Genomic DNA, 22,669 nt, shown 5'->3' with positions numbered 1-22,669 from the left:
CCGCTCAGCCAGGTGGTGACCCGTCCACCGTGGAGAGCATGTCGGCCTCGGCCAGGTAAAGGCGGCCGAGGTCGGTGAGCAACGTTCCGAGCTCGCGATAGTGCTCGGCGCGTTCCAGGTCCGGAATCAGGCCGCACGTGCGCAACATGTTCTGCGCGAGCAACTCACCGAACTGTGGATAAGTCTTCACCACCTCACGCGAGAGGCGCTGAAGAGATACGCGCAATAGGTCTTCCGTCAGGATTTCCGCGGCCATGGCAGGATCCCCTCGCTCTCTCGCCAGATGCCGTCGCAGTCCCAGCACGTGGGCCACACGTTCTTGTTCGACCACAGGTCGAGCTCTTGTGGCACAAAGGGACTACCGCATAGTGTCTCGAGGAGCCGCCCCCTGGCCGGCTCCTCGGAGATGGCATGTCGCCGCCCTTCGTGGGGCGTCCATCGAAATCTCACAGGATTATTCTGCAGCTTGGATGAGCTCCAAGCTAACGCCCTTTTGGGTTGTGTTGGCTCCGAATGTTCTGGAGGCCCCAGGAATGGGGTTACGGTCCTAGTCATGCCGAAAAGATTCTCCACTGCAAGGGGCCGGGAGTTCGGTGACGGGCTTCGCGCGGCCATTGCCGCCACGGGCATGACCTCGCGCAAGGTCGCCGAACTCGCCGACTGGCAGGAAGCCAAGCTCTCCGACCTGATCAATGGCAAGGGCGGTGCCACCGAACTGGAACTTGCGCTCCTGCTGGGTGTGTGCCGGACGCCGTCGCCGGAGCGGGAACATTTGATGAAGCTGTTCCGCGCGACGAACGTCAAGGGGTGGCTCCAGGAACACGGGGCCGCCGAGCCGATCCTGCCGCGCACACTCGTCCAGCACGAGGCGATCGCGAAGACCCTCGTGAGCTGGCAGCCGTTGGTTGTACACGGCATGTTGCAGATTCCCGACTACACGCGAGCAGTGGTCGAGGCGAATGCGAACGTGCCGGAAGACGAGGTGGGTGAGCGCGTCGCGGCGCGGGCGATGCGCAAGGAGGCGCTCCGGCCGGGGTTGAAGGCGACCTTCTACATCCACGAGTCCGTGCTCAGGACGCCGGTCGGTGGCGAAGAGGTCATGCGGGCCCAGTTGCAGCACCTGGAGAAGGTGTCGATGCGGCCGTATGTCGTGATCAGGGTCATTCCGACGTCGCTGGGCGCACACGCCGGGCATTCGGGACCGTTCAGCCTGCTGCGGTTCCACAAGATCGAGCCGGTGGTGTTCGTGGAGAGCGAGAACGCCAGCCTGATCATCGAGGCGCCGCTGCCCATCAAGAGCTACGACGCGGTGGTCGAATCACTCGCCCGGACGGCGTTGGACGAGGAACAATCGAGGAGTCTGATCAAGGACATCGCCGGTTGAGGAGACGCACATGGCCGAATGGCGCAAGAGCAGCTACAGCGCGAACGCAAGTGACTGCGTTGAGGTCGCCATCGGCATCGGCATCCGGGACAGCAAGGCGCCCGCCGCCCACGTCGAGGTGGGCGCCGCCGCGTGGACCGCGTTCCTGGCGGGCGTCACGCGGAAGCACTGACCGGCAGGTCGTTACCATCCGAACCATGACGATGCCCGCAGCGATCAAGGCCGTGCGAGAAGCGTTCGTCGGGCTGGCCGCGGAGGAGTTCGACCTGCCGCCGCGGCAGGCGTTCGGCGACAGCCGGTCGCTCGTCATGGCCGTGCACCACCGGCCCACGGGGTCGACGGCGGTCAAGGTGATCAGCATCGAGGTCGAACGGGATCCGATGATCACGGGCACGGTCGTGTACTCGCACTCGGACGGCCAGTTCGTCACGGACGCGGTGTCGCTCACGACCCTGCGCACGGGTGCTGTCGTCGGTGTGGCAACGGATCTGCTGGCGGACGAGGACGCGTCGCACCTGGCGTTGCTGGGTGCCGGGGCGCAGGCCGTGGACCAGGTCAGGGCCGTGCACGCGGTGCGGCCGTTGAAGAAGCTCGTCGTGTTCAACCGGAACGCCAAGAAGGCCGAGGCGTTGCTGGAGAGCCTGAAGGACGAGCTGCCGGACACGGTCATGGACGTGGCGAACGATGCGGACGAAGCCGTGCGGGACGCGGACGTCGTGTGCTGTGCGACGGCGTCGACCGTGCCGCTGTTCCGGTGCGACTCGCTCAAGGAACGCGTGCACGTCAACGCCATCGGGTCGTATCGGCCGGTGATGCGCGAGCTGCCCGAGGAACTGCTGGCGACCGCCGGAGTCGTGGTGGTGGACCAGGTCGAGGCGGCGCTGAGCGAGGCCGGCGAGATCATCCGCGCGGTTCAGTCCGGCGTGCTCAGGCTGGAGTCGCTCGTCGAACTCGGTGCGGCGCTGGGGAACCCACCGCTGCGCGAAGGCCGGACGGTGTTCAAGTCGGTCGGCGTCGCGGTGCAGGACTGGGCTGTCGCAAGGCTTCTGGTGTAGAAAAGCGCTGGACGTGGACCCTCCGCCGCGGGGGTTCACGTCCAGCGCTCTCGGATCTCCCTGTCAGGCCATGCGCAACCGGACGGGGAGAGACCTCAGACCTGCCACTTCTGGCTGGCTACGCCGAGGCAGTCCCAGATGTGGGTTCTTGTACCGTCGGCCGAGGAACCTCCCACGGTGTCCAGACACTTGTTGGCCTGCGGGTTCACGATGTCCCGAGCCCCGCTGACAGCCCATTGCTGGGCACCCGTGCCGTTGCAGTCCCATAGCTGGACCACCGTGCCGTTCGCGGTACGGCTACCGCTGACGTCGAGGCACTTGCCCAGCGCGCGGATGGTGCCGTCACCGGGACGGCTCCACTTCTGGGCGGCGTTGCCGTTGCAGCCGACGATCTGGATGGGCGTGCCGTTGGCGGTGTTCGCCCAGGGCACGTCGAGGCACTTGCCGCCGATGCCGCGGATCTCCGAGCCACCACCGATGGGGGTGCTGTCGTTGGAGGCGCGGACCCAGTCGATCACGAGCTGCTGCGGGAACGTCGTGCTGGCGTCCGGGTAGCCCGGCCACTCACCACCGACCGCGAGGTTGATGATGATGAAGAACGGCTTGTTGAACACCCACGGGTTGCCGTTGACATCAGTGGGGGTGTTGCGGGCGTAGACGTTGCCGTCCACCGACCACGTGATCTCGCCTGGCTTCCAGTCCACCGCGAAGTTGTGGAAACCGTCGGAGAAGTTCGGGCCGTTGTAGGCGTGGGACTTGCCACCGGCACCGGAGTAACCGGGGCCGTGGATCGTGCCGTACACGGTGTTCGTCTGGTGTCCCAGGAACTCCATGATGTCGATCTCACCGGAACCCGGCCACGGGTTACCGGTGTTGATGTCAGCGCCGAGCATCCAGAACGCGGGCCAGATTCCCTTGCCGCGCGGCATCTTCATGCGCGCTTCGAACCTGCCGTAGGTCTGGGTGAACTTGTTCGCGGTGTTGATGCGCGCGGACGTGTACTGACACCGGCCGTACCAGCAGTTGTAGTTGCCGGGGTTCTCCTTCTTCGCGGTGATGACGAGGTTGCCCTGGCCGTCGTGCGCCGCGTTCGAGGTACCCGACTGGTACCACTGGTGTTCCCTGTTGTTGCCGTTGTTGTTGCCCACTTCCATGTTCCACTTGCCGCCGTCGACACCGGTGCCGGCGGGAGCGTTGAATTCGTCGGCCCAGGTCACCGCCGCGTTGGCAGGGGGAGCTTGGCTGGTGGTGGCGACGGTGATCCCTGCGGCCACCATCAAGGCGGCGGCGAGGGCCGTCCCGATGCGTCGCTGCATCGAACCGACCTTTCCGGGTGTTGAGTTGGGCGCCCAGTGGTTCGGAAGTGTTGTCGCGACGTGACCCATGGTCAACGTGTAAAGGTTTTCACGAATTTGTCAGATGAGAGCGCTCTCAAGGGATCAAGCGCTCTGCCAGCGGCGCTGTCGCCTGGAAGACCGAAAAACCGGTCTTCCAGGCGACAGGGATCAGCCCTGCGGGGTGGTGATGACGTTGAAGACCGACCCGCCGCTCGCCTGGCGGGCGCTGAGGTCCTCGAGGATCGTCGAGAGCGGGGCGTAGTTGTTCAGCTCGCCCAGTTGGCAGGCGCCGCTGCGGGCCTGCTGGCTGCCGTTGAGGATGCCCAGTCCCGCCTTGGTGACCTGGCTGAACAGCGGGCCGCCGCTGTCACCGTTCCGCGCGCACACGTCGGTGTTGATGCCGACGTCGGTCGAGAGGACCCGGCCGCACCGGGTGCCGACGAGGTAGCCCTCACCGGCGCCGCTGTCGAAGGAGTCCGGGTAGTTCACCGCGCTCGACCCGGACCCGCTGGCGCAGACGATCGCACCGGTCAGGATCCCGGACAGCGGGGTGACCGAGGTGATCTCCTGGTTCTGCGACGTCACCTGCGGACCGCACGGGGTGTCGCCGTTGCTGTCCAGGCCACCGTTGCGGCAGTACTTGAGCACCGTGTTGCGGTTGGTCTGGCCTTCCAGCCACGTGGTGGCGGTGGCCGCGTCGACGTAGCGCACGGCGGCGTAGTCGTACGGGTAGGAGTTCTTCTCGATGCCGTGCTGGTTCAGGACCACCTGGCGGTTGTGCTGCGTCGGCACGTTGTTCGTCTTGGTGGCCATGCAGTGGCCCGCGGTCAGCACCCACGGCACACCGGGGAACGCGCCGCCGGTCGTGCGCAGGTTGAAGCCGCTCGTGCAGCCGCCGGTGGTGCCGTTGTCACGCCTCATGTCCAGGCGCAGGCCGCCGCGCATGGGGCCGTAGTTCGTGCAGTAGAGCGGGTGGCAGAAGCCCCAGTCGACCGGGTCGGCCGAGTACGGGGTGGGCTCGCGCAGAACGCGGGCCGAGACCATGCCGGGGTCGGCGTCGAAGGTGCGGATCTCCGCCTGCGCGGCCGCCCCGACCTTGTTCTCCCTGAGCCACGCGCGTTCCCAGACGACGACGCGGTTCTCGGTCGTGCTGATGGCGGGCAGGTACACCGACTCGGCGCCGGCGCCGACCTGCCTGCTGATCCGGTCGTGCGCCGACTTCAGCGAGGCCAGGGAGTGCTTGACCGTGCGGACCTCGACGTTGGCGCGGTCGGGCATGGCGGCGATCTGCCGCTGGGCGGCGGCGGGCTTCGTCATCGCGACGACGAGCTCACCGGTCTGCTGGTCGAGCCACATGCCGCCGTACTCACCGGCGGCCTCTTTCCGCAGCGTCGCTTCGAGCTTGGCCGCGTCGTTCTGGAGCTCGAGTCTCCGCAGCGCTTCGCGTTCGGTGACGCGGTAGGTCTGCACCAGGTAGTCGATCGACTCCTTCACGGAGCTCGGGTCGATCGTGGTGTGCGACGCCGGCCCGGCTGTCGCCGGTGCAGCCGTGACGGTCGACGCGAACAGCAGGCTCGCGGTGACCGCCCCCAGGATCTTGGCTATACGCAATGCTTTCTCCTTGCCGATGCGAGTGACCTGCCCTTCATATCGGCGCAGGGGCCGCCACCGCCGGGGATCGGCAAGATCTTCACGAAATCTCCCCGCTTGACGCAGTAGGCTAATGGCTTTAGCTTTTGGGCTATGGCTGTTCGAGCAGGTCTCACCACCGCCAAGGTCGTGGACGCCGCACTGGAGCTGGTCGACGAGCAGGGCGTCGAGGCACTGACGCTCGCCGCCGTCGCCGCACGGACCGGTGTCGCCACGCCCTCGCTGTACAAGCACGTCGCGAGCCTCGGCGACCTCCGGGGCCAGGTCGGTCTGAGGGTCATGGAGGACATGACCGCCCGGCTCACCGAAACCGTTGTGGGCCGGTCGGGCGACGACGCTGTCAGCGCGCTCATGCACGCGTACCGCGCGTACGTCCAGGAGCACCCGAAGCGCTACACGGCCGCCCCGATGGACCCGCTGCACGACGAACTGCAGCGGGCGGCCGGCCTGAAGTTCATGGAACTCGTCCTCGCCACGCTGCGGAGCTACGGCCTGGAGGGCTCGGACGCCATCCACGCCACGCGGCGGCTGCGGGTGATCGTGCACGGCTTCGCGTCGATCGAGTCCAGCGGCGGGTTCGGCCTGCCGGAAGGCCTCGACGATACCTACGACCAGCTCGTCCGGATGTACCTCGACGACCTCAGGGGGCAATCGTGAAGTGGACGCTTTCGGCCGCAGGCCTGCTCTTCCTGCTGTATCCCGCGTTGAGACCGTGGCACGACGAGACGACGGCGGCGGGCGCCGCGGCCTCGATGGGATCGACCGCGTGGGTGCTGTCGCACCTGTTCGCCATGATCGGCTTCATCCTCGTGCCGATCGCGTTGCTGCAGATCCACCGCACGGCCGCGATCACGTTCTGGGTCGGCGCGGGCCTCACGCTGCCGTACTACGGCGCCGAGGACTTCGGCCTGCACGCCGTCGCGCAGCAGCCGAACGTCCTCGAGCTCGCCGAGTCCGTGCGCTACAACCCGTTCGCCGTCACGACTTTCGCGATCGGTCTCGTCACCATGGGGATCGCGGCGGTCATGGTCGCGCTGGAACTCCGCACCACGGCGGCGATCGTGTTCGCCGCCGGGTTCGCGTTGTTCCTGCCGCAGTTCTTCACGCCACCGGCGGCACGGATCGCCCACGGTGTCCTCATGGTCGTGGGCTGCGTGTGGCTGGCGTGGGACTCAGCGCGCAGTGAGGCGAAAGACCCGCAGTTCGCGGCCGCCTGAGCGCTCCACGTAGTCCTGGAACGCGGGCCAGGCCGCCACCATGCGAGTCCAGGCGGCCTCGCGCTCGGCCCCTTCGAGCAGCGTGCCCCGCACGTCGCGGACGTCACCGCGCACGTTCACCTGGATGTCCGGGTTCTTCAGCAGGTTCGTGGTCCACGCGGGGTGGTGGGGCTTGCCCCAGTTGGAACCCACCACCAGCATCGAGTCGCCGTCGGCCACGTACTGGACCTGGTTCTCGCGCCGCTCGCCGGACTTGGCACCGACCGTGATGAGCGTCAGGCCTGTCTGCTTCGACATCGACACGAGGGTGAACTTGCCGCCGGTCAGCTTGTAGAGCAGGCGATCGGTGCCGATCACGGCTTTTTCCTGCCAGGACATCCAGAGCGCTCCCGTCGACCTCGCCGCGTGGACGGCGGCGGTTCTGTTGTGCACCGTTCCTGAACAGTGTCCAGGAGTGGCCTTTGTGTCGAACACTCGGCTGGAAGCGGTTGAATTCCCCAGTTCGCGCATCTCGACCTGGCGGGCGTTCGGGCGAAGCTGATCGACTCTGGCGTGGCGGAGCCATCACTGGAAACGTGAGGTGCTTCCAACGACAGGGAGCAGACATGGTCCGCAGGATCTCAGGGCGACCAGCGGTGATCACCGGGGCGGCCTCGGGAATCGGCCGCAGCCTCGCGCGGCGGCTCTCCCACCACGGGTCGCCGGTGGTCATCGCCGACGTCGACGAGATCGGGCTGGAGGAGACCGCCGCGTCGCTGAAAGGCCCGGTGCTCAGCCGGATCCTGGACGTGCGGGACGCCGACGACGTGCAGCGGTTCGCCAAGGAGGTGCAGGACTGGCTGGACCTGCCGCTCGCGGCGGTGTTCAACAACGCGGGCGTCGCCACGTCCACGAGCGTGCTGAACTCCGTGGCGGAGGACGACTCCTGGCTGTTCGACATCAACTACTGGGGCGTCGTGCACGGCACGCGGGCGTTCCTGCCGTTGCTGCTCAAGCAGAACTACGGCGTCATCGTGAACACCTCCAGCGTGTTCGGCCTGTGCGGGATGCCGAACCAGAGTGCCTACTGCGCCGCGAAGTTCGCCGTCCGCGGTTTCACCGACTCGCTGCGCCAGGAACTGCGCGGCACCGGCGTCTCGGCGGTCGCCGTGCACCCCGGCGGCATCAAGACCAACATCATCCGCAACGGGCGCATCCACACCGAGCTCGACGAGCAGGGCCGGTCGCTCGACCAGATCGCGGCGGACTTCGACAAGATCGCGCTGACCACCCCGGACAAGGCCGCCGAGGTCATCCACCGCGGTGTGGAACGCGGCAAGTCCCGTGTGCTGGTCGGGCCGGACGCCTACGTGTTCGACATCCTCGCCCGCATCACGCCGACCCACTACTACTCCGTCATGGCGCGCCTTTTCGAACGGTGAGGCATGATCCTTGCCGTGGCTTCGGAGACGGTCGTGCGGCGGACCGAGCAGTGGTTCGTCCAGCAGGGCGCGCCGACGATGATCGAGGGCTACGGGTTCCGGTCGCACGTGCTGCCGAGGATGTTGCCGGCGCTGACGTTCGTGGCGGTCGGCAGCCTCGCGTGGCTGGTGCTGCTCAAGTCCACCGGCCTGTCGAAGTGGGTGCTGCTCGGCGTGATCGTCGCGGTGATGGTGTCCGCGTGGATCCTGCTGTCGCTGTTCGTGCGACGGCTGCCGAGCTTCTCCCCGCGCACGACCGTGGTGGTGCTGGTGGCGTACGCGGCGATGCCGGTCATCGTGCCGTTGCTGCAACTCGCCATCAACGACAAGGTCACCACGCCTGGAGCCGACGACCCCGAGACGGAATGGTGGGTCACCGCGTTGTGGTTCGTCGTCTTCTTCGGCGTGGCCTTCGTGGCGACGATGCTGGCTACCACCTACGGGCTGGGCGCACTGCTCAAAGCCGCCATCCGGCACGTGATCGCCGACCTGGGCAACAGCGTCCACCTGATCGGCCGGGCGTTGCCGCCGATGCTGTTCGTGACGCTGTTCCTGTTCTTCACCGGCGAGCTGTGGCAGGCGATGAACCAGCTGCTGTGGCCCAGGGTCAGCCTGGTCGTGCTGCTGTTCGCCTCGATCACCGTGCTCGCGGCCGCCGCCCGGCTGCGTGACGAGATCGGCCGCGTCGAGCAGGACCTGCGGCCCGAGGTGCTGAAGCTCGCCTGCAAGGGCACGCCACTGTCCGCAGTGGACATCGCCGAACCCTTGCCGCCCAAGCGGTTGAACGGTCGTCAGTCGCGCAACCTGCTGGTGATGCTCGCGATCCGGCAGCTGGTGCAGGCGGCGGTGATCGGGCTCGCGCTGTTCGCGTTCTTCGTGGTGCTGGGCCTGATCGTGGTGACGCCCGCGATCGCCGAGCTGTGGATCGGGCAGCGGCCGAAGATGTCGTGGCCGGGTGTGCCGTCGGCGATGTTGCGCAACGCCACGTTGTTCGCCGCGTTCGGCAGCATGTACTTCTCGGTGACCTCGATGAGCGACGCCGAGCACCGGCGCCAGTTCTTCGCGCCCGTGATCGAGAAGGTCGAGCGGACGCTGGAGGTCCGCGCGGTGTACCTGGACGTCAGAGAGCGGGCTGGAGCGTGAGCTTCGCGTCCCTGCTGGGCGGTGCGCCGAACTGGCGCCGGTACTCGCGGCTGAACTGCGACGGGCTGTCGTAGCCGACCCGGTGGCTGACGCTCGTCACGTCGGAGTTCGTCGCGAGCAGCAACCTGGCCTCCTGCAACCGGATCTGCTTCTGGAACTGGATCGGGCTCATCGCCGTGACGGCCTGGAAGTTGCGGTAGAACGCCGACTCGCTCATGCCCGCGATCCGCGCGACGTCCTCGACCTTGAACGACTCGGCGTAGTTCTCCCGGATCCACCGGACCGCCCTGGCGATGTGGCTCAGGCTGCTGTCCTGCGCGCCCAGCTGACGGACGACCGCGCCCTGTTCGCCGGTCATGACCCGCCAGAGGATCTCCCGCTTGATCAGCGGGGCGAGCGCCCGCGCGTCCCTCGGCTGGTCGAGGAGGCGGGCGAGCCTGGTCACGGCGTCGATCAGATCGGGGGAGGCATCGCTGACGGCCAGGCCCTCCGGGGTGCCCGCGGCCTTCGGCAGGTCGCCTGTCAGCAGCAGTTCGGCGACCAGATCCGGCTTGAGGACCAGGCCCAGGCCGAGCGCCGGTTCGGACGGGCTGATGCCGACGTAGTTGCCCGTGATCGGCATGTCGATCGAGGCCACCAGGTACTGGCCGGCCCGGTAGTCGTAGACGCGCTCGCCCAACGCGATGCGTTTGCGGCCTTGGGCGACGAACGCGAGGATCGTGCCGGACATCGACGGCGCGGGCGGGCCGCCTGCCGTCGTCCTCGACACCAGGACGTCGTCGATGATCGTGGTCATGTCCGGCCGGGCATGTTTCGCGATCAGCGCGCGTAGCTCGTCCACGTCCCCGATGGTCCACGGCGGTGGGACGATCAGGCAAGCCCGTCGGCGAACGTGAGCGCCTCGTCGAGCGGTTTGCGGCGCAGGTCCGGCACCTCGCAGTCGTCGGCCGGGTAGCCGATCGGGAAGAGGATGTACGGCCGCTCGCCTTCACGCCCGAGGAGGTCGGTCAGGAACGTCATCGGGTTCGGCGTGTGGGTCAGCGTCGCCAGGCCCATCGAGTGCAGTGCCGCGATGAAGAACCCGCACGCGATGCCGACGCTTTCGTTGGTGTAGTAGGTCTTCTTGCCGTCCTGCTGCTTCTGGGCGAACGCGACCACCAGCCACGGCGCGATCTCCAGGAACTCCTTGTTCGCGTCGGTCTCCAGATGTGCCAGCGCCGCATGCCATTCCGGTAGCTCGCGCTCGTGGTAGAAGCGGCGTTCCTCTTCCTCGGCCGCCGCCCGGATGCGGCGCTTGAGATCCGGGTTGCCGGTGGCGACGAACCGCCACGGCTGCTGGTGAGCACCGCTCGGTGCGGTGTTCGCGGCCAGGACCGCGAGTTCGATCGCCTCGGCGGGCACGGGATCGGGGGAGAACCAGCGCACGGACCGGCGCGCGTCGAGCAATCGGTAGAAAGCCCTGCCGCGGTCGAGTCCTTCCTCGATCGGCAGCCGGGGCGGGGTGAACGGGATGAACGGGTGGGTGTGCGGTCGGGTCACCGTCCGGACGATGCCCGTGCCCCACTCTTTTGGCCAGTTCACGTTTCTCGGGTCAGTTATAAGCTCAGCTCATGAATCTGCCCAACGTGACGCTGCGGCAGCTCGAATACCTGGTCGCGGTGGCCGAGACGGGTTCGCTGACCGCGGCCGCCGCGCGGTGTCACGTGTCGCAGGGCGCGATCTCGCTGGCGCTGAGCGAACTGGAACGGGTGCTGGACCTGAGACTGGTCGTGCGTTCGCCGCGCAGGGGAGCGGCGCTGACGGCGGCGGGCGTGCGGGTGCTCGCGGACGCCCGCCGCGTGGTCGGGGCGATGAGCGACCTCGGTGCCGAGGCGCGCGGTCTGAGCCGGCAGGTCAGCGGTGTGCTGACGGTCGGCTGCTACGCGCCGATCGCGCCGTTCCACCTGCCCGCGGCGATCGCGACGTTCGAGCGCGCACACCCGGACGTGTCCGTGCGGTTCGTGGAGGGCAGCCTGCCGGAGATCGGCGAGGACCTGATCACCGGGCGGTGCGAGATCGCGTTCCTCTACGACCAGGACCTGGTGCCCGGCATCGCCACCCGGACGTTGTACGACCAGCCGCCCAAGGTGCTGCTGCCCGCCGGACATCGACTGCGCCGCCGGCGTTCCGTGGCTTTGCGCGAACTGGCGGACGATCCGTTCGTGCTGCTGGACGTCCCGCCGAGTGAGCGCTACTTCCGTTCGGTGTTCACGGCGGCCGGGGCCGAGATGGTCGTGACGCATCGGGCGCGCAGCTTCGAACTCGCGCGATCCCTGGTGGCACGCGGCATCGGCTACTCGATCACCGTCCAGCAGCCCGCGCTTTCCACGTCCTACGAAGGGCTGGAGGTCATCGCGGTGGCGTTGCGTGACGACGTGCCCACCACGCCCGTGGTGCTCGGCTGGGCGGCCGGCGGACCGCTCACCCGTCGCGCGCAAGCGTTCGCCGGCCACTGCGCGACACTGTTCGCCTAGACCGCTCGCGCGATGGCGATGTTGCCCGCCAGCCGGTCGCCGGCCTCGTAGATCATGTACTCCCGGCCCTGGTACGTGCCGAAGGAGGGCGCGGCCGACCTGCCGTTGTCCGGCGCTCCGGACAACGAGTCGTGGAAGACACCGAGGTGGTTGCGCTTGCTGAAGTCCAGGCCCACCTCGGTGATCAGGATGTTGCCGCCGCTGCCGCGGTCGGTGTTGTACACGACGTAGACGCTGTTGTTGCGGAACAACAGATGCGGGCCACCGACGTTGACCGCGCCCACGTCCTGGTGCCGGACGAGCGGGGTCTGCGCGAAGCTCCAGTCACGGGCGTTCGCCGACCAGCCCCAGCCGATGTCCCGCCGGTTCGTCGTGTTGTTCAGCATGAACACCATCACGTACCGGGCGTTGCGCGACGGCAGGTCGTGCCGGAACACCCTGGCGTAGGAGGTTTCCGTGGTGCCTGAAGGCAACAGACGCGTGGACAGGACCTCCTTCTCGTAGGAGAAGTGGATGCCGTCGGCGGAGCTGGCGAGCCGGGTCACGGTGTTCTCGCCATGGAAGTACAGGTACATGCGCTTGGCGTCGTCGTTCCACATCGCGTGCGGCGACGACACGTGCGACACGGTGTACTCGCCGGGCCAGCTCCGCGTGATGATCGGGTTGCCGGCGTACTCGGTGAACTCCTCGTCCAGCGAGTTCGCGTACGCCAGGCAGATGCCGCCGGGGGCGTCGTGCGGTGCGTAGTAGAGGTAGTACGCGGCGAGCGCGCCGGGGATCCGGTTCTTCGTGCCGCGGATCGTGGGGAAGATCAGTTCGCCGGTGGGGTTGTAGCGGAGCTTGCTCTTGATCAGGGCGAGCCTGCGGTACCGGTAGTCCGGGAACCCCGCGGGTGCGGCGGCGGCCTGGGGCGCTGCCCCCGCGCTCGTTGCCAGCAAGGCCGCGCCCGCGGTCCCGAGCAGCAGCTGTCGGCGGTTCGGTGTCATGGGAACGCTCCCTTGGACGAGGACTCGGAAGTTCCGGAGGGTAGGGGGTGAAGATGCGGTGAAACAAGGCTGTAATACGAATTATCAGCTGGGACCGCCTGATCGTCTGGTTCGGCCGGCAATTCCCCTGACGTGTCCGGCCGTGGTAGTCGAAGAGGTGGCGGCTGCCCTGAATACTCCTGTGAATCCGTTTTGCCAAGTGAAGAAGAAAAGAGAAATTCCGGTTCAGTCGAGATGTGATCGGCGGTATGGTCCAGACCAGGTGGACGTCCAATCGAGACAGTGCGCGGAGGAGTCAGGAATGCCGTGTTTCTGCTGCTCAGGGCTATTGATCAAGTCAATGTTCCAGGCGGGAACAATGGTGGTTGAAAGCCGGGCCGCGTATCAATTGGACGACTGCGAGCTGGCGTAATCCGGGCAGGGAAGGACGCCGTCGAATGACGAACAACGGCCCGCTCGACGAGCTCGGGCGTACGCGATTCGAATTGGTGCCGGGTGCCCTCACCGGCCGGGCGGAGGCAGTCGCCATCGCACGCCAGGCGCTGACGGCGGAGCCGTTGGACGACGGCACGTTCTGGCAGGCGGTGCTGGTCCTGACTTACGCCGACGAGCTCGAGCTGGCCCAGCAGCACTGGATCTCTGCCACCGGCGTCAGCCGCGACGTGCACGACCTGCTCGGCGGCCGGATCATGCTGCTGCGTGGCGATCCTCGTGCGGCGGTCCGGTTGCTCGGCCGGGATGTTCGTCCACGGCTGCGCGTCGTCGCGGCCGCATGGCTGGTGCTCGCGCTCATCGACGCCGGGGAACTCGGCAGAGCACGCGCCGTGCTGGAGGCGGAACGCGCGCCGGACAGCGCCGAACTGCACTTCGCCCGCGGCCGCCTCCTGCTGGCGGAAGAACAAAGCGCTGCGGCACTGGACGAGTTCCTCGAATGCGGACGGTTCCTCGCCGGCTTGAACCCCGCAGTGCTGCCGTGGCGGTCCTGGGCCGCACTGGCCGCGGCGGATCGGGGAGACCTCGTGCTCGCACGGATCTGTGCCGACAAGGACCTGGTCGCGGCGAGACGCTGGGGCGGGCCGAGAGGCATCGGACTCGCGCTGCACGCCTCGGCGTTGGCGCGCGGCGGTGACGACGTCCTGCTCGAAGAAGCGATCACGTTTCTGGGGAACAGTTCCGAGGCTCTTCGCGCGCGGCACGACCTGGCGCAGCTCCTGCTGGCGCGCGGAGAGGTCGAGCGCGCCCGCAGGCACGCGCGGCACCTGCGATCTTGTCCACAATGGACTCAGGCGGCGGACGTGCTGACATCGCGGCTGTTGCGCAACGACGGAGAGTCCGCGTTGAGCGGTCAGGAACGCAGGATCGCCCTGCTGGCCAGGGCGGGGAGGTCGAACCGCGAGATCGCCGCCGAGCTGGGCCTGACGCTGCGCACCATCGAGTTCCACCTCACGCGCGTCTACCGCAAGATGGGGGTGGCGGGCAGGCCCGGGCTGCGCCGGGCGTTCGTCCCGACGGCGTGAACGCGCCGCCGCCGGTCCGCGGGTCGGGCCACGAGTGCCCGGCGGCCGTCGCGGCCGGTCTGCTCGCGGCGGGGGAGAACTGGACCGACGCCGTTCAGGCGGCCGAGCAGGCGCTGGAGTCCCCTGACTGCCGGGCGAACGCGCTGTGTGTGTCGCGTGCGCTGGGCACGCTGGTCTGCGCGGGTGAGCTCGTCGCCGCTGACGCCCACAGCCTCGCCCTGCTCGAAGAGAGACCCGGCGACCAGGCGTTGGCGGAGCACGTGGTGCTCGCCCAGGCGTGCGTCGCGCGCCGCACCGGTGACCTCGCGAGGTGCTCGTCGCTGCTCGGCCTGCTGCGGCACAACGACATCGCAGCCGAGATCCGCCCGGTCGTGCTGCTGTCGACGGTGGAACTGCTCATAGCCCGTGGGGAACCCCGGGAGGCCGAAGTCCTGCTGCTCGCCCACGATGCCGATGGTCCGCTGTTCCTCGCGGCCGAGGCGGCGGTGGCGATGGCGCTGGGCCGCCCGCGAGACGCCCTGGACGGCTGTCTCGCGTGCGGCAGGGAGGCCGGTGTCGGCAACCCCGCTGTGCTGCCGTGGCGTTCGCTGGCCGCGCGCGCCGCGCTGGCGTGCGGTGACATCGGGGCAGCCCTGCGCCTGGCGTTGGAGGAGCACACAGCCGCGGCTCGCTGGGGCGAGCCCAGAGCGCTCGGCTGGAGCCTGTCGGCGATCGCGGCGGCGAGTCCGCCCGACGGCGAGGACCTGGTGGTCTACGAACGTGCGATTCGCTTGCTGGACATGGCACAAGCCCGGATGGAACTCGCGGAAGTGCTGTGCGACTACGGCGATCGCCTCACCGCGCACGGCAAACAGGCTGCAGCGCACGAGATCTACACGCGTGCCCGTGCCACGGCCCTCGACGTCGGCGACACCGTTCTGCTGCGGCGGGCCGACGAAGCCCTGTGCGGTGTCGCGGCACCGGTGCTGACCCCCGTCGAAGCCGAGGTCGCCCGGTTCGTGTGCGCGGGCCTGAACAACAGGGAGATCGCGGCACGGCTCGCGATGGCGACGCGGACCGTCGAGCTGCACCTGACCAGGGTCTACCGCAAGCTCGGGCTGTCGGGCCGCCGGGAGTTGCGGGCCACCAGGTGGGCCTGGCTCCACGAGGGAACTTTGCGGACCGACCGTGGTGCCCTGGGAGGTCCCTGCGGGTGATCGTGGAGCCCTGACGGAGGGAGCCCGCAGATGCTCACACGATTACTAGCGGCCTTGTTCGCGCTCACCTTCGCCGTCGGCGGCGTGCCGACCGCGAACGCGGCGATCAACCACACGGTCACCCTGGTCAACAACACCGGTCAGACGATCTGGGTCGGCAGCACCGTCAACGCGGACGGCTCCCGGGCACTGACGAACCTGCCCACGCTGCGCCACGGCCAGTCCGCGACCATCACGATCCCCGAGACCGCCTCGCCGGGCCACTGGCGCGGCACGTTCTTCGCCCGGCAGGGGTGCACCGGGACCTCCGGTTCGAACTTCCGTTGCGCGGTCGGAGATTGCGGTGTCCAGGCCGCCCGGTGCGTCACCGGCGAACAGCCGGCCAGCCTCGCCGAGTTCAACTTCGACACCCGCGACCGGCTCGCACCCTGGTACAACGTCAGCTACGTCAACGCTTTCTCCGTGCCGGTGACCATCACCCCGGTGAACGCGTCCGTACCACCGGGTTCCACCTCGTGCGGCACCGCCGGTTGCCCAGAGAACCTGTTGCCCTACTGCAACCCCGCGTACGTCAAGTACGGCGCCAACGGTCAGCGCATCAACTGCGTCAACCCCAACCGCGACGCGCCGACCGACTACAGCAACACCATCAAGTCCCGTTGCCCCAAGGCCTACGCGTGGTCCAAGCAGGACACCGAGCCCGGCAACCAGACCGTTTACCAGTGTGCGAACTGCAGCGGTTTCAGGGTCACGTTCAACTCCGTGGCCTGAAACGTTTTCCATCCCTGAAAGGAAAACCATGAAGTTCAAGGTGCTCGGCGCCGTCGCGTCGGCCGCGGTCCTGTCGTTGGTCTTCTCCGGCACCGCCTCCGCCGTCAACGGCACCGCCAGCTACTACAACGACGCCGGTTACGGCGCCTGCGGCACCAGGATCAACGCGGCGACCGAGCTGCTGGTCGCGGCACCCGCCGCGCTGTGGACCACGCCCAACCCGAACAACGACCCGCTGTGCCGCAAGTCCATCCGGGTCACGCACAACGGCCGCACCATCACCGTGCCCATCAAGGACAAGTGCCCCAGCTGCGCGAGCAACAAGATCGACCTCAGCCAGCCCGCGTTCTCCCGGCTGGCCGACACGTCGCTCGGCATCATCTCGGTGACCTGGCAGATCGTCTGACCTCGTCCAAGCCAAGGGAGGAGCCGGGACCCGGCTCCTCCCTTCTCCACAGGAGATCAACCATGTTCGTGTTGCGCACTTCCCTGCTCGCCGCCGCGACCCTGGCACTGGCGGCCACCCTCACACCCCACGCCACGGCGGCCACCGTGCAGGAGGACGTCATCGCCCGCACGAACGCCGAACGCGCCAAGGTGGGATGCCCCGCTCTGAGGTCGAACGCGTCCCTGAACACCGCGGCACAGCGCCACTCGGTGGACATGGCCACGCACAACTTCATGAGCCACACGGGCTCGGACGGCAGCAACATGGTCACCCGGATCGAACGGGCGGGCTACACCCGCTGGACCAGGGCCGCCGAGAACGTCGCAGCCGGGTCGCAGACGGCCGCCGACGTCGTGCGCGGGTGGATGAACAGCTCCGGGCACCGCGCCAACATCCTGAACTGCGCCCTGCGTGACATCGGTGTCGGCCACCAGTACCGGCAGAACACCAAGTACGGCCACTACTGGACGCAGAACTTCGGAACGCGCTGAGCACTGGTGTGACCGGTGAGTGTCAGCGTCCTCGAAGTCCGCAGGTCACACAGTTGCACGGTCCGGTCACCGCTGGCAGTGGGCGAGGTGCGTCCGCGCCGCAAGCCTGCACGTAGGCGAGCTTCACATCGGGAGTGGGCAGGTTTCCTGCCCCGCCGCTTCCCCGAGTGACGACGCGGAGACGTGCGCGCCCCGCGCCGGCTCCCGGTAAGGAGGACAACCCGCTTCTCGCCCACCCAGCGAAGTTCGGCCGCGACCTCGGTGATCACCGGCCCGTCGCACTCCAGCGGTCGTCCGGCTCGCGGCGCCGGGCTCTCCCCCAGGTTGTGCAACTGTTGTCGTCCGATGATCGGTTTTCGGCTTGGACAACGTACCGCCGACTAGGTTGCAAGTCGTTCGTTCTGGTGCGAACGGGAGCACCGGGCGAAGTCGAGCCGGCCTTGCCGGACTGGGGGCCCTTGTCGCGGCGGACGCGCTACGTGGACGTTCCGTGATCAAGGGGACGACACGCTGGGGGCGTTCATGGGAGTGGAGTTCGAACTACTAGGAGACGTACGGGCGGCCGCGGACGGCGCCGTGATCGAACTGGGGCCTGCCCGGCAGACATGTGTTCTGATCGTGTTGCTGCTCGACAGCCCGCGCGCGGTGTCGGTGGATCAGCTGGCCTACCGGGTCTGGGGTGACCGGGTGCCGCGAAGCGCGGAGGGGGCGTTGCGCGCCTACGTCTCTCGTTTGCGCCGCTCGCTCGGGAGCTCGGCTGAGATCGTGCACACCGCGTCCGGGTATGTGTTGCAGACCGACGGCTGCAGCGTCGACGTTCAAAAGTTCCGTGACCGCACAGCTGAAGCGCTCGCCAGTGAGGATGACGAGCTGGCGGCGGAGTTGCTGTCCAGCGCGCGCGAGCTGTGGCGCGGTGAACCGTTCGCCGGGGTCAGCAGCCCGTGGCTCGACGAGGTTCGCGACCAACTCGAGGCCGAGAGGCAGTCGGCTCTGCTCGAGCTGTGCGACATCGAACTCAGGCTTGGCAGGCACGCCTCGATCATCGCGGCGCTGACGACCGAGATGGCCCGCCGTCCGCTGGACGAACGCCTGGCCGGCCAGTACCTGCTCGCTCTGTACCGTTGTGGCCGCCAGGCGGAAGCGCTGTCCCACTACGACCGGTTGCGGCTGCGGCTGGCGGACGAGTTGGGCGTCGATCCCAATCCGGCGCTGCAGGACCTGCACCGGAAGATCCTCGCGGCCGACGATGATGTTCCTGTTGCGGCGGCGGGCTCCCGGCGTCCCGTTCCCAAGCAGCTTCCCGCGGCGCCACGCCTGTTCACGGGCCGCACGCGTGAGCTCTCCGCGATCACGACGCTGGCTGACGAGTCCACGGGGATGATCTGCGTGGTCACCGGCGCCGGCGGCATCGGCAAGACGACGCTGGTGCTGCAATGGGCGCACGAGAACCTCGGCCGGTTCCCCGACGGGCAGCTCTTCGTGAACCTGCGCGGCTTCGACCCGGCTGATGATCCGATGCCGACAGCCTCCGTGGTGCGGAGCCTGCTCGACGGGCTCGGCGTCGTTCAGGCCGATCTGCCTGACGGGCTGGACGAGCAGATCGGTCTGTACCGCAGTCTTGTCGCAGACAAGCGGCTGTTGGTGGTGTTGGACAACGTGCGCTGCGGCGACGAGATCACCTCGTTGCTGCCGGGCGGCCGGTCGTGTGGAGTGCTGATCACCAGCAGGCTTCAGCTCGGCAGTCTCGTGGCAGCACACGGCGCGGGCCTGGTTGCGATGGATGTGCTGGACGACCAGGACGCCTCGGAGCTGTTGACCGCGTACCTCGGGCGCGAGCAGACCACATCCGAGCCCGACGCGATGGCGGGCTTGATCGCAGCGTGTGCGGGGTCGCCGCTCGCGCTCGCGCTCGCGGCCGCTCGTGCGCTCGGCAACGCCGCGCTGCCCCTGGCCAGGCTGACCGACGAGCTCTCCGAGCCGAGCGACCGGTTGGACGCCCTCGAACTGGGCGGGGTCACCACGAGTCTGCGCACGGTCTTCTACTCGTCGCTGCGTGCTCTCGATGCGGACACCGTCAAGGCCTTCGGGCTGCTCGGTCTCCGCCGAGAGCTCGACATCGGGCTCGCGCCGGCGGCGTCGCTCATCGCTCTTCCGGTCGCAGAGGCGCGAGTGGTGCTGCGCCGGCTGGAACAGGCGCACCTGCTCATCCAGCACCGCCCCGGACGCTATCGCATGCCCGATCTGGTCAGGCTGTACGCGGTGGAGCGAAGCCGGCAGCTGCCGGAGGACGAACGTGTGGCCGCGCTTCGCCGAGTTGCCGACCACTGCGGGCACAGCGACCGCAGCACGCTCCTTCCGGAACGCGCGCACGTCGCCTTGCCCGCACCGGCGATCGAACTGTTGTCGAGCCCTTCGTTGCGCAGGGCGCTGTCCTCGGCTGAGGTGGTTCGGCCACAGGCTGGTTGACCTGCGAAACAACGCTGGCGCAACGCACTTCGCCCAGTCTGGCGGAGGGAGTTCATCGAGAACCGCATGAAATGCCATTGGGGGATGGACATGCACATCACGAAATGTGCTGCGCAGGGAGTGTCGGCGCGGTGGTCCTGAGTCACAGCCTGCCGGTGGCGCCGGCCCTCCTCGCATCGCAGGATGACGAGCCCGCCACTGTCCAGGCCACCATCAGCTCACTGCTCTCCGCAGACTCTCCTCGGTTGACAGGAGAGAACCGGGAGTACGCCAAGACGTTGGCGGAGTCGGGCACCGTGCTGCCGCCGATCCTGGTCCACCGGTCCACGAGGCGGATCATCGACGGGACCCACCGCTGTCGTGCGGCGTTGCTGCGCGGGCAGACCCACATCGAGGTGTCGTACTTCGACGGCGACGAACGAGACGCGTTCGTCCTCGCCGTGCAGATGAACGCCAAGAACGGCCTGCCGCTGTCGCTGGCGGACCGCCGCAACGCCGCTCTGCGCATCATCCGGTCACATCCGCACTGGTCCGACCGCAGGATCGCGACCGTCACCGGTCTCTCGGGCCGGACGGTCGCCTCGCTCCGCCTGTGTTCAGGTGCGGAAGTTGCGCACCTGAACACTCGCGTGGGGTTCGACGGCCGGACCTACCCGGTGAACGGTGAAGGGGCGCGCAAGCTCGCCGCCGAGTTCCTGACCGAGAATCCGGGCGCGTCACTGCGTGAGGTCGCCAGAGCGGCCGGGCTGTCGCCTGCGACCGCCAAGAAGGTGCGGGACAGCATGCGGTCGGGCGAGCTGCCGGTCGTGCCGGAACCCGGTTCGCGCTCCACGGGAGACCTGGTGGAAAGCGCGGACCCGCTGGTGGACCTGCACCGGTTGCGCCTCGATCCGGCGGTCCGGTTCAACGAGTCGAGCCGCATCTTGCTCCGCCTGCTGAACTTCCAGCTCGCGGACACCGAGCTGGACCGCATCGCGGCTGGGCTCCCGCCCCACTGTCTGTCCACAGTGGTCGGACTGGCGCGCAGCTATGCCAAGGTCTGGCTGCGGTTCGCCCAGACGGTCGACGGACGCACTGCTTCCTGAAGCTCGCCACCGCTGGTCGGTACGCGATCCTACTATCTACGAGGGGCCACAATGGACGGTGGATGTGACACCGGGTACGCCATGAGCACATGCTTGTGGGGCACGGACCACGAACCTCTACTGGACGACTTGCTCGAGAACTGTGACCTCGCCGGTGCCCGGGTTCTGGACGCGGGCTGCGGTGAAGGCCGCAATGCCGCCTGGCTGGCGCGGCAGGGTGCCGAGGTGACGGCGGTCGACGTGTCCGCCCTCGCGCTCGAGAACGCACGGGCGATGTGGCCGGACGAGCCTGGCATCACCTGGCAGTTGGCAGACCTTGTGGCTGAGCCGCCACGCGCCGGGGCCTACGACGTCGTCGTGTGCGACAGCGTGCTGCATTGGATGCCAGGGCGGACGCAGGTCGCGGAGCTCGTCCAATCCCTGCAGCAGGCCACCAGCGCGTCTGGCCTGCACGTGGTTTGTGCGTTCAACGACCGCAAGCAGGAACTGGGAAATCACGTGAATCCGCCCCGAATCATCCTGGCGCACGAGGACTACCTGAACCTCTACGCCGAGGGATGGTCGGCTGTCCGGGTGATCGACGAGGACATCACGTCCTCCCACGCCGACGTGCCGCAGCCGCACAACCACTCGGTCACGAAGTTCCTCGTCCGGCGCGTGAGTTGACCTGCTGCTCATGACGACGACCGAGATACCGCATCCGGCGGAATGGCCGGTCTACGACGAGTCCGTCACGCTGCAGGTGGCGGACCTGGTGAGGTCCGGCCGCACGTTCGACTACCGGCACGGCCAAGAGATCCGCACACTGGAAGACCAGTTCTCCGCGTTGCACGAGAACCGGCACGCCCTCGCCGTCAACTCGGGCACCTCGGCGTTGTTCGCGGCTTACCACTCCCTGGGCATCGAGCCGGGCGACGAGGTGCTCGTGCCGGCCAGCACGTTCCTCGCGACGGCTTCACCGCTGTTCCTTCTCGGTGCGGTGCCGGTGCTGTGCGACTCGGGAGAGAGCAGCGGCAACGTCACCGCCGCGACGTTGCGGTCCCGGCTCACGCCGAGGACGAAGGCGATCGTGGTCACGCATCTGTTCGGTTGTCCCTGTCCGATGGACGAGATCATGCGATTCGCGCGTGAGGTCTCGCTGCCGGTGGTCGAAGACTGTTCCCACGCGCACGGTTCCACGTACCGCGGACGTCCCGTCGGTGTGTTCGGCGATCTCGCCGCTTTCAGCATCGGCGGGCTGAAACTGGTGTCAGGAGGGATGGGCGGGATCCTGCTGGCGCGCGAACGCCGGCACCACGAGATCGCCTGCCTGCTCACCAGTTTCCAGCAACGCAGCCAGATCACCGTGACCGACCCTGGCCTGCGCGGGCTGGCGGACGTCGGCCTCGGTGGCAATCTCCGCATCACGCCGATGGCCGCGGTGCTGGCGACGAGTCATCTGCGTCGTCTTCCGCAGCTCGTGGAAGCGAAGCGGCGCAACATCAGCAGGTTGATGGAAGCCCTCGTCGCGCATCCGGGCGTTACGACGCAGGCCTTGACCCGTGGTCGCACGATGGGCGGCTGGTACGACGCGGTGGTCGCGGTGGACCCGGACATCGCCGGCTTCACCCGGGCGGACCTCGTGGACGCGCTGTGCGCAGAGGGGGTGAAGGCACGAGTCCCGCGCACCGGGCCGTTGCACGTGAGGTCGGTGTTCCGCGGAGACCCGGTCGCCGCCGGCCTCCTGAAGTATCCGGCAGCCGTGCGGAACGCGTACTTCTCCTACGGGGAAAAGGACTTCCCGCGAAGTTCTTCCCTGCACGACAGCTGGGTGAGTCTGCCGGCCACCTACTTCAACGACGACGAGGGGGTGCTGGTCCAGCCTTATGTCCACGCAATCGAACGAGCGCTATCGGGTCTTCGACGCAAGTCCGCAGGCTCCGTCGCAGCAGTCCGCTGACAGGCGACGTG

Annotated in this window: 25 protein-coding genes; 17 read left to right on the top strand and 8 right to left on the bottom strand. The window is 67.9% G+C overall.

What is annotated here, in order from left to right; all coding sequences use genetic code 11:
• Positions 1–4 precede the first annotated feature (4 nt).
• Together IG04_RS0124125 and IG04_RS45500 are read right to left on the bottom strand one after the other, a co-directional pair.
• Entirely contained in the window at positions 5–256 is a 252-nt protein-coding gene (locus IG04_RS0124125) for a hypothetical protein (RefSeq protein ID WP_143027901.1), read from the bottom strand.
• Positions 238–555 (bottom strand): HC3 family zinc finger protein, encoded by a 318-nt coding sequence (locus tag IG04_RS45500; RefSeq protein ID WP_144065296.1) that lies wholly within the window; start codon positions 553–555, stop codon positions 238–240. The genes IG04_RS0124125 and IG04_RS45500 overlap by 19 nt, the downstream gene beginning before the upstream one ends.
• Here IG04_RS45500 and IG04_RS0124120 point away from each other — a divergent pair.
• Genes IG04_RS0124120 through IG04_RS0124110 form a run of 3 tightly spaced genes read left to right on the top strand, consistent with a single transcriptional unit; the run spans position 554 to position 2,439 of the window.
• Entirely contained in the window at positions 554–1,384 is an 831-nt protein-coding gene (locus IG04_RS0124120; protein WP_159460443.1) for a DUF5753 domain-containing protein, read from the top strand. The two genes, IG04_RS45500 and IG04_RS0124120, sit on opposite strands and share 2 nt — an antisense overlap.
• Positions 1,385–1,394: 10 nt before the next feature.
• Positions 1,395–1,556: a DUF397 domain-containing protein gene (locus IG04_RS45495; protein ID WP_084401077.1), complete on the top strand. Its 162-nt coding sequence runs from the start codon at positions 1,395–1,397 to the stop codon at positions 1,554–1,556.
• A gap of 25 nt (positions 1,557–1,581) precedes the next feature.
• Positions 1,582–2,439: an ornithine cyclodeaminase family protein gene (locus IG04_RS0124110; RefSeq protein WP_030478977.1), complete on the top strand. Its 858-nt coding sequence runs from the start codon at positions 1,582–1,584 to the stop codon at positions 2,437–2,439.
• A gap of 95 nt (positions 2,440–2,534) precedes the next feature.
• Here IG04_RS0124110 and IG04_RS0124105 read toward each other — a convergent pair whose 3' ends face one another.
• Both IG04_RS0124105 and IG04_RS0124100 read right to left on the bottom strand, forming a co-directional pair.
• Positions 2,535–3,755 carry a glycoside hydrolase family 16 protein gene (locus IG04_RS0124105; RefSeq protein WP_030478976.1) on the bottom strand — a complete coding sequence of 407 codons (1,221 nt, stop codon included), beginning with the start codon at positions 3,753–3,755 and terminating at the stop codon, positions 2,535–2,537.
• A 189-nt stretch (positions 3,756–3,944) separates the two neighbouring features.
• Positions 3,945–5,387 (bottom strand): trypsin-like serine protease, encoded by a 1,443-nt coding sequence (locus IG04_RS0124100; RefSeq protein WP_245816064.1) that lies wholly within the window; start codon positions 5,385–5,387, stop codon positions 3,945–3,947.
• A 132-nt stretch (positions 5,388–5,519) separates the two neighbouring features.
• On the opposite strand from IG04_RS0124100, the gene IG04_RS0124095 reads away from it, so the two are divergent.
• Together IG04_RS0124095 and IG04_RS0124090 are read left to right on the top strand one after the other, a co-directional pair.
• Entirely contained in the window at positions 5,520–6,083 is a 564-nt protein-coding gene (locus IG04_RS0124095) for a TetR/AcrR family transcriptional regulator (protein WP_030478974.1), read from the top strand.
• Positions 6,080–6,643, top strand: coding sequence for a hypothetical protein (locus IG04_RS0124090; protein WP_051770542.1), 564 nt, complete (start codon positions 6,080–6,082; stop codon positions 6,641–6,643). The genes IG04_RS0124095 and IG04_RS0124090 overlap by 4 nt, the downstream gene beginning before the upstream one ends.
• Here the strand turns inward: IG04_RS0124090 and IG04_RS0124085 are convergent.
• Positions 6,599–7,021, bottom strand: coding sequence for a nitroreductase family deazaflavin-dependent oxidoreductase (locus IG04_RS0124085; RefSeq protein WP_036015716.1), 423 nt, complete (start codon positions 7,019–7,021; stop codon positions 6,599–6,601). The genes IG04_RS0124090 and IG04_RS0124085 overlap by 45 nt on opposite strands.
• A 227-nt stretch (positions 7,022–7,248) precedes the next feature.
• Between IG04_RS0124085 and IG04_RS0124080 the strand changes: the two genes are divergently transcribed.
• Complete coding sequence (locus IG04_RS0124080) at positions 7,249–8,064, top strand: SDR family NAD(P)-dependent oxidoreductase (RefSeq protein WP_030478972.1); 816 nt, start codon at positions 7,249–7,251, stop codon at positions 8,062–8,064.
• A 15-nt stretch (positions 8,065–8,079) separates the two neighbouring features.
• A complete protein-coding gene (locus tag IG04_RS0124075) occupies positions 8,080–9,246 on the top strand; it encodes a hypothetical protein (RefSeq protein ID WP_030478971.1) in 1,167 nt (388 codons plus the stop codon).
• Here the strand turns inward: IG04_RS0124075 and IG04_RS0124070 are convergent.
• Together IG04_RS0124070 and IG04_RS0124065 are read right to left on the bottom strand one after the other, a co-directional pair.
• Positions 9,224–10,087, bottom strand: a complete 864-nt coding sequence (locus IG04_RS0124070) for an AraC family transcriptional regulator (RefSeq protein WP_030478970.1) — start codon at positions 10,085–10,087, stop codon at positions 9,224–9,226. The two genes, IG04_RS0124075 and IG04_RS0124070, sit on opposite strands and share 23 nt — an antisense overlap.
• 29 nt (positions 10,088–10,116) lie before the next feature.
• Positions 10,117–10,785, bottom strand: coding sequence for a nitroreductase family protein (locus IG04_RS0124065; RefSeq protein WP_030478969.1), 669 nt, complete (start codon positions 10,783–10,785; stop codon positions 10,117–10,119).
• A gap of 71 nt (positions 10,786–10,856) precedes the next feature.
• On the opposite strand from IG04_RS0124065, the gene IG04_RS0124060 reads away from it, so the two are divergent.
• On the top strand, positions 10,857–11,759 hold the full coding sequence (locus IG04_RS0124060) for a LysR family transcriptional regulator (protein ID WP_036015541.1): 903 nt from the start codon (positions 10,857–10,859) through the stop codon (positions 11,757–11,759).
• On the opposite strand, the gene IG04_RS48220 is transcribed toward IG04_RS0124060, so the two are convergent.
• Entirely contained in the window at positions 11,756–12,745 is a 990-nt protein-coding gene (locus tag IG04_RS48220; protein WP_030478967.1) for a glycoside hydrolase family protein, read from the bottom strand. The genes IG04_RS0124060 and IG04_RS48220 overlap by 4 nt on opposite strands.
• Positions 12,746–13,182: 437 nt before the next feature.
• Here IG04_RS48220 and IG04_RS0124045 point away from each other — a divergent pair, with 437 nt between their 5' ends.
• The 9 genes from IG04_RS0124045 (at position 13,183) to IG04_RS44190 (ending at position 22,658) form a co-directional block, all read left to right on the top strand.
• Positions 13,183–14,262: a helix-turn-helix domain-containing protein gene (locus tag IG04_RS0124045; RefSeq protein WP_030478966.1), complete on the top strand. Its 1,080-nt coding sequence runs from the start codon at positions 13,183–13,185 to the stop codon at positions 14,260–14,262.
• Positions 14,259–15,458: a helix-turn-helix domain-containing protein gene (locus IG04_RS0124040; RefSeq protein WP_030478965.1), complete on the top strand. Its 1,200-nt coding sequence runs from the start codon at positions 14,259–14,261 to the stop codon at positions 15,456–15,458. The genes IG04_RS0124045 and IG04_RS0124040 overlap by 4 nt, the downstream gene beginning before the upstream one ends.
• A gap of 30 nt (positions 15,459–15,488) precedes the next feature.
• Positions 15,489–16,229 (top strand): thaumatin family protein, encoded by a 741-nt coding sequence (locus IG04_RS0124035; protein WP_030478964.1) that lies wholly within the window; start codon positions 15,489–15,491, stop codon positions 16,227–16,229.
• Between the two features lie 28 nt (positions 16,230–16,257).
• Complete coding sequence (locus IG04_RS0124030) at positions 16,258–16,635, top strand: cysteine/serine endopeptidase inhibitor (RefSeq protein WP_030478963.1); 378 nt, start codon at positions 16,258–16,260, stop codon at positions 16,633–16,635.
• 62 nt (positions 16,636–16,697) lie between these two features.
• The gene (locus IG04_RS42820; RefSeq protein WP_063758305.1) at positions 16,698–17,168 is read left to right on the top strand and encodes a CAP domain-containing protein; all 471 of its coding nucleotides are present in this window, start codon (positions 16,698–16,700) and stop codon (positions 17,166–17,168) included.
• 522 nt (positions 17,169–17,690) lie between these two features.
• The gene (locus tag IG04_RS0124020; protein WP_084401080.1) at positions 17,691–19,634 is read left to right on the top strand and encodes an AfsR/SARP family transcriptional regulator; all 1,944 of its coding nucleotides are present in this window, start codon (positions 17,691–17,693) and stop codon (positions 19,632–19,634) included.
• Between the two features lie 245 nt (positions 19,635–19,879).
• Positions 19,880–20,719 carry a ParB/RepB/Spo0J family partition protein gene (locus IG04_RS0124015; RefSeq protein WP_245816066.1) on the top strand — a complete coding sequence of 280 codons (840 nt, stop codon included), beginning with the start codon at positions 19,880–19,882 and terminating at the stop codon, positions 20,717–20,719.
• Between the two features lie 51 nt (positions 20,720–20,770).
• Positions 20,771–21,385 carry a class I SAM-dependent methyltransferase gene (locus IG04_RS44195; protein WP_084401082.1) on the top strand — a complete coding sequence of 205 codons (615 nt, stop codon included), beginning with the start codon at positions 20,771–20,773 and terminating at the stop codon, positions 21,383–21,385.
• Positions 21,386–21,395: 10 nt separating this feature from the next.
• A complete protein-coding gene (locus tag IG04_RS44190) occupies positions 21,396–22,658 on the top strand; it encodes a DegT/DnrJ/EryC1/StrS family aminotransferase (RefSeq protein ID WP_051770538.1) in 1,263 nt (420 codons plus the stop codon).
• The last annotated feature ends 11 nt before the right edge of the window (positions 22,659–22,669 follow it).

It is taken from the genome of Lentzea albidocapillata, assembly GCF_000719115.1.
Taxonomy (GTDB): Bacteria; Actinomycetota; Actinomycetes; order Mycobacteriales; family Pseudonocardiaceae; genus Lentzea; species Lentzea albidocapillata.
Note: the sequence above shows the minus strand (reverse complement) of the source record. Positions and strands in the feature narration are given on the sequence as shown.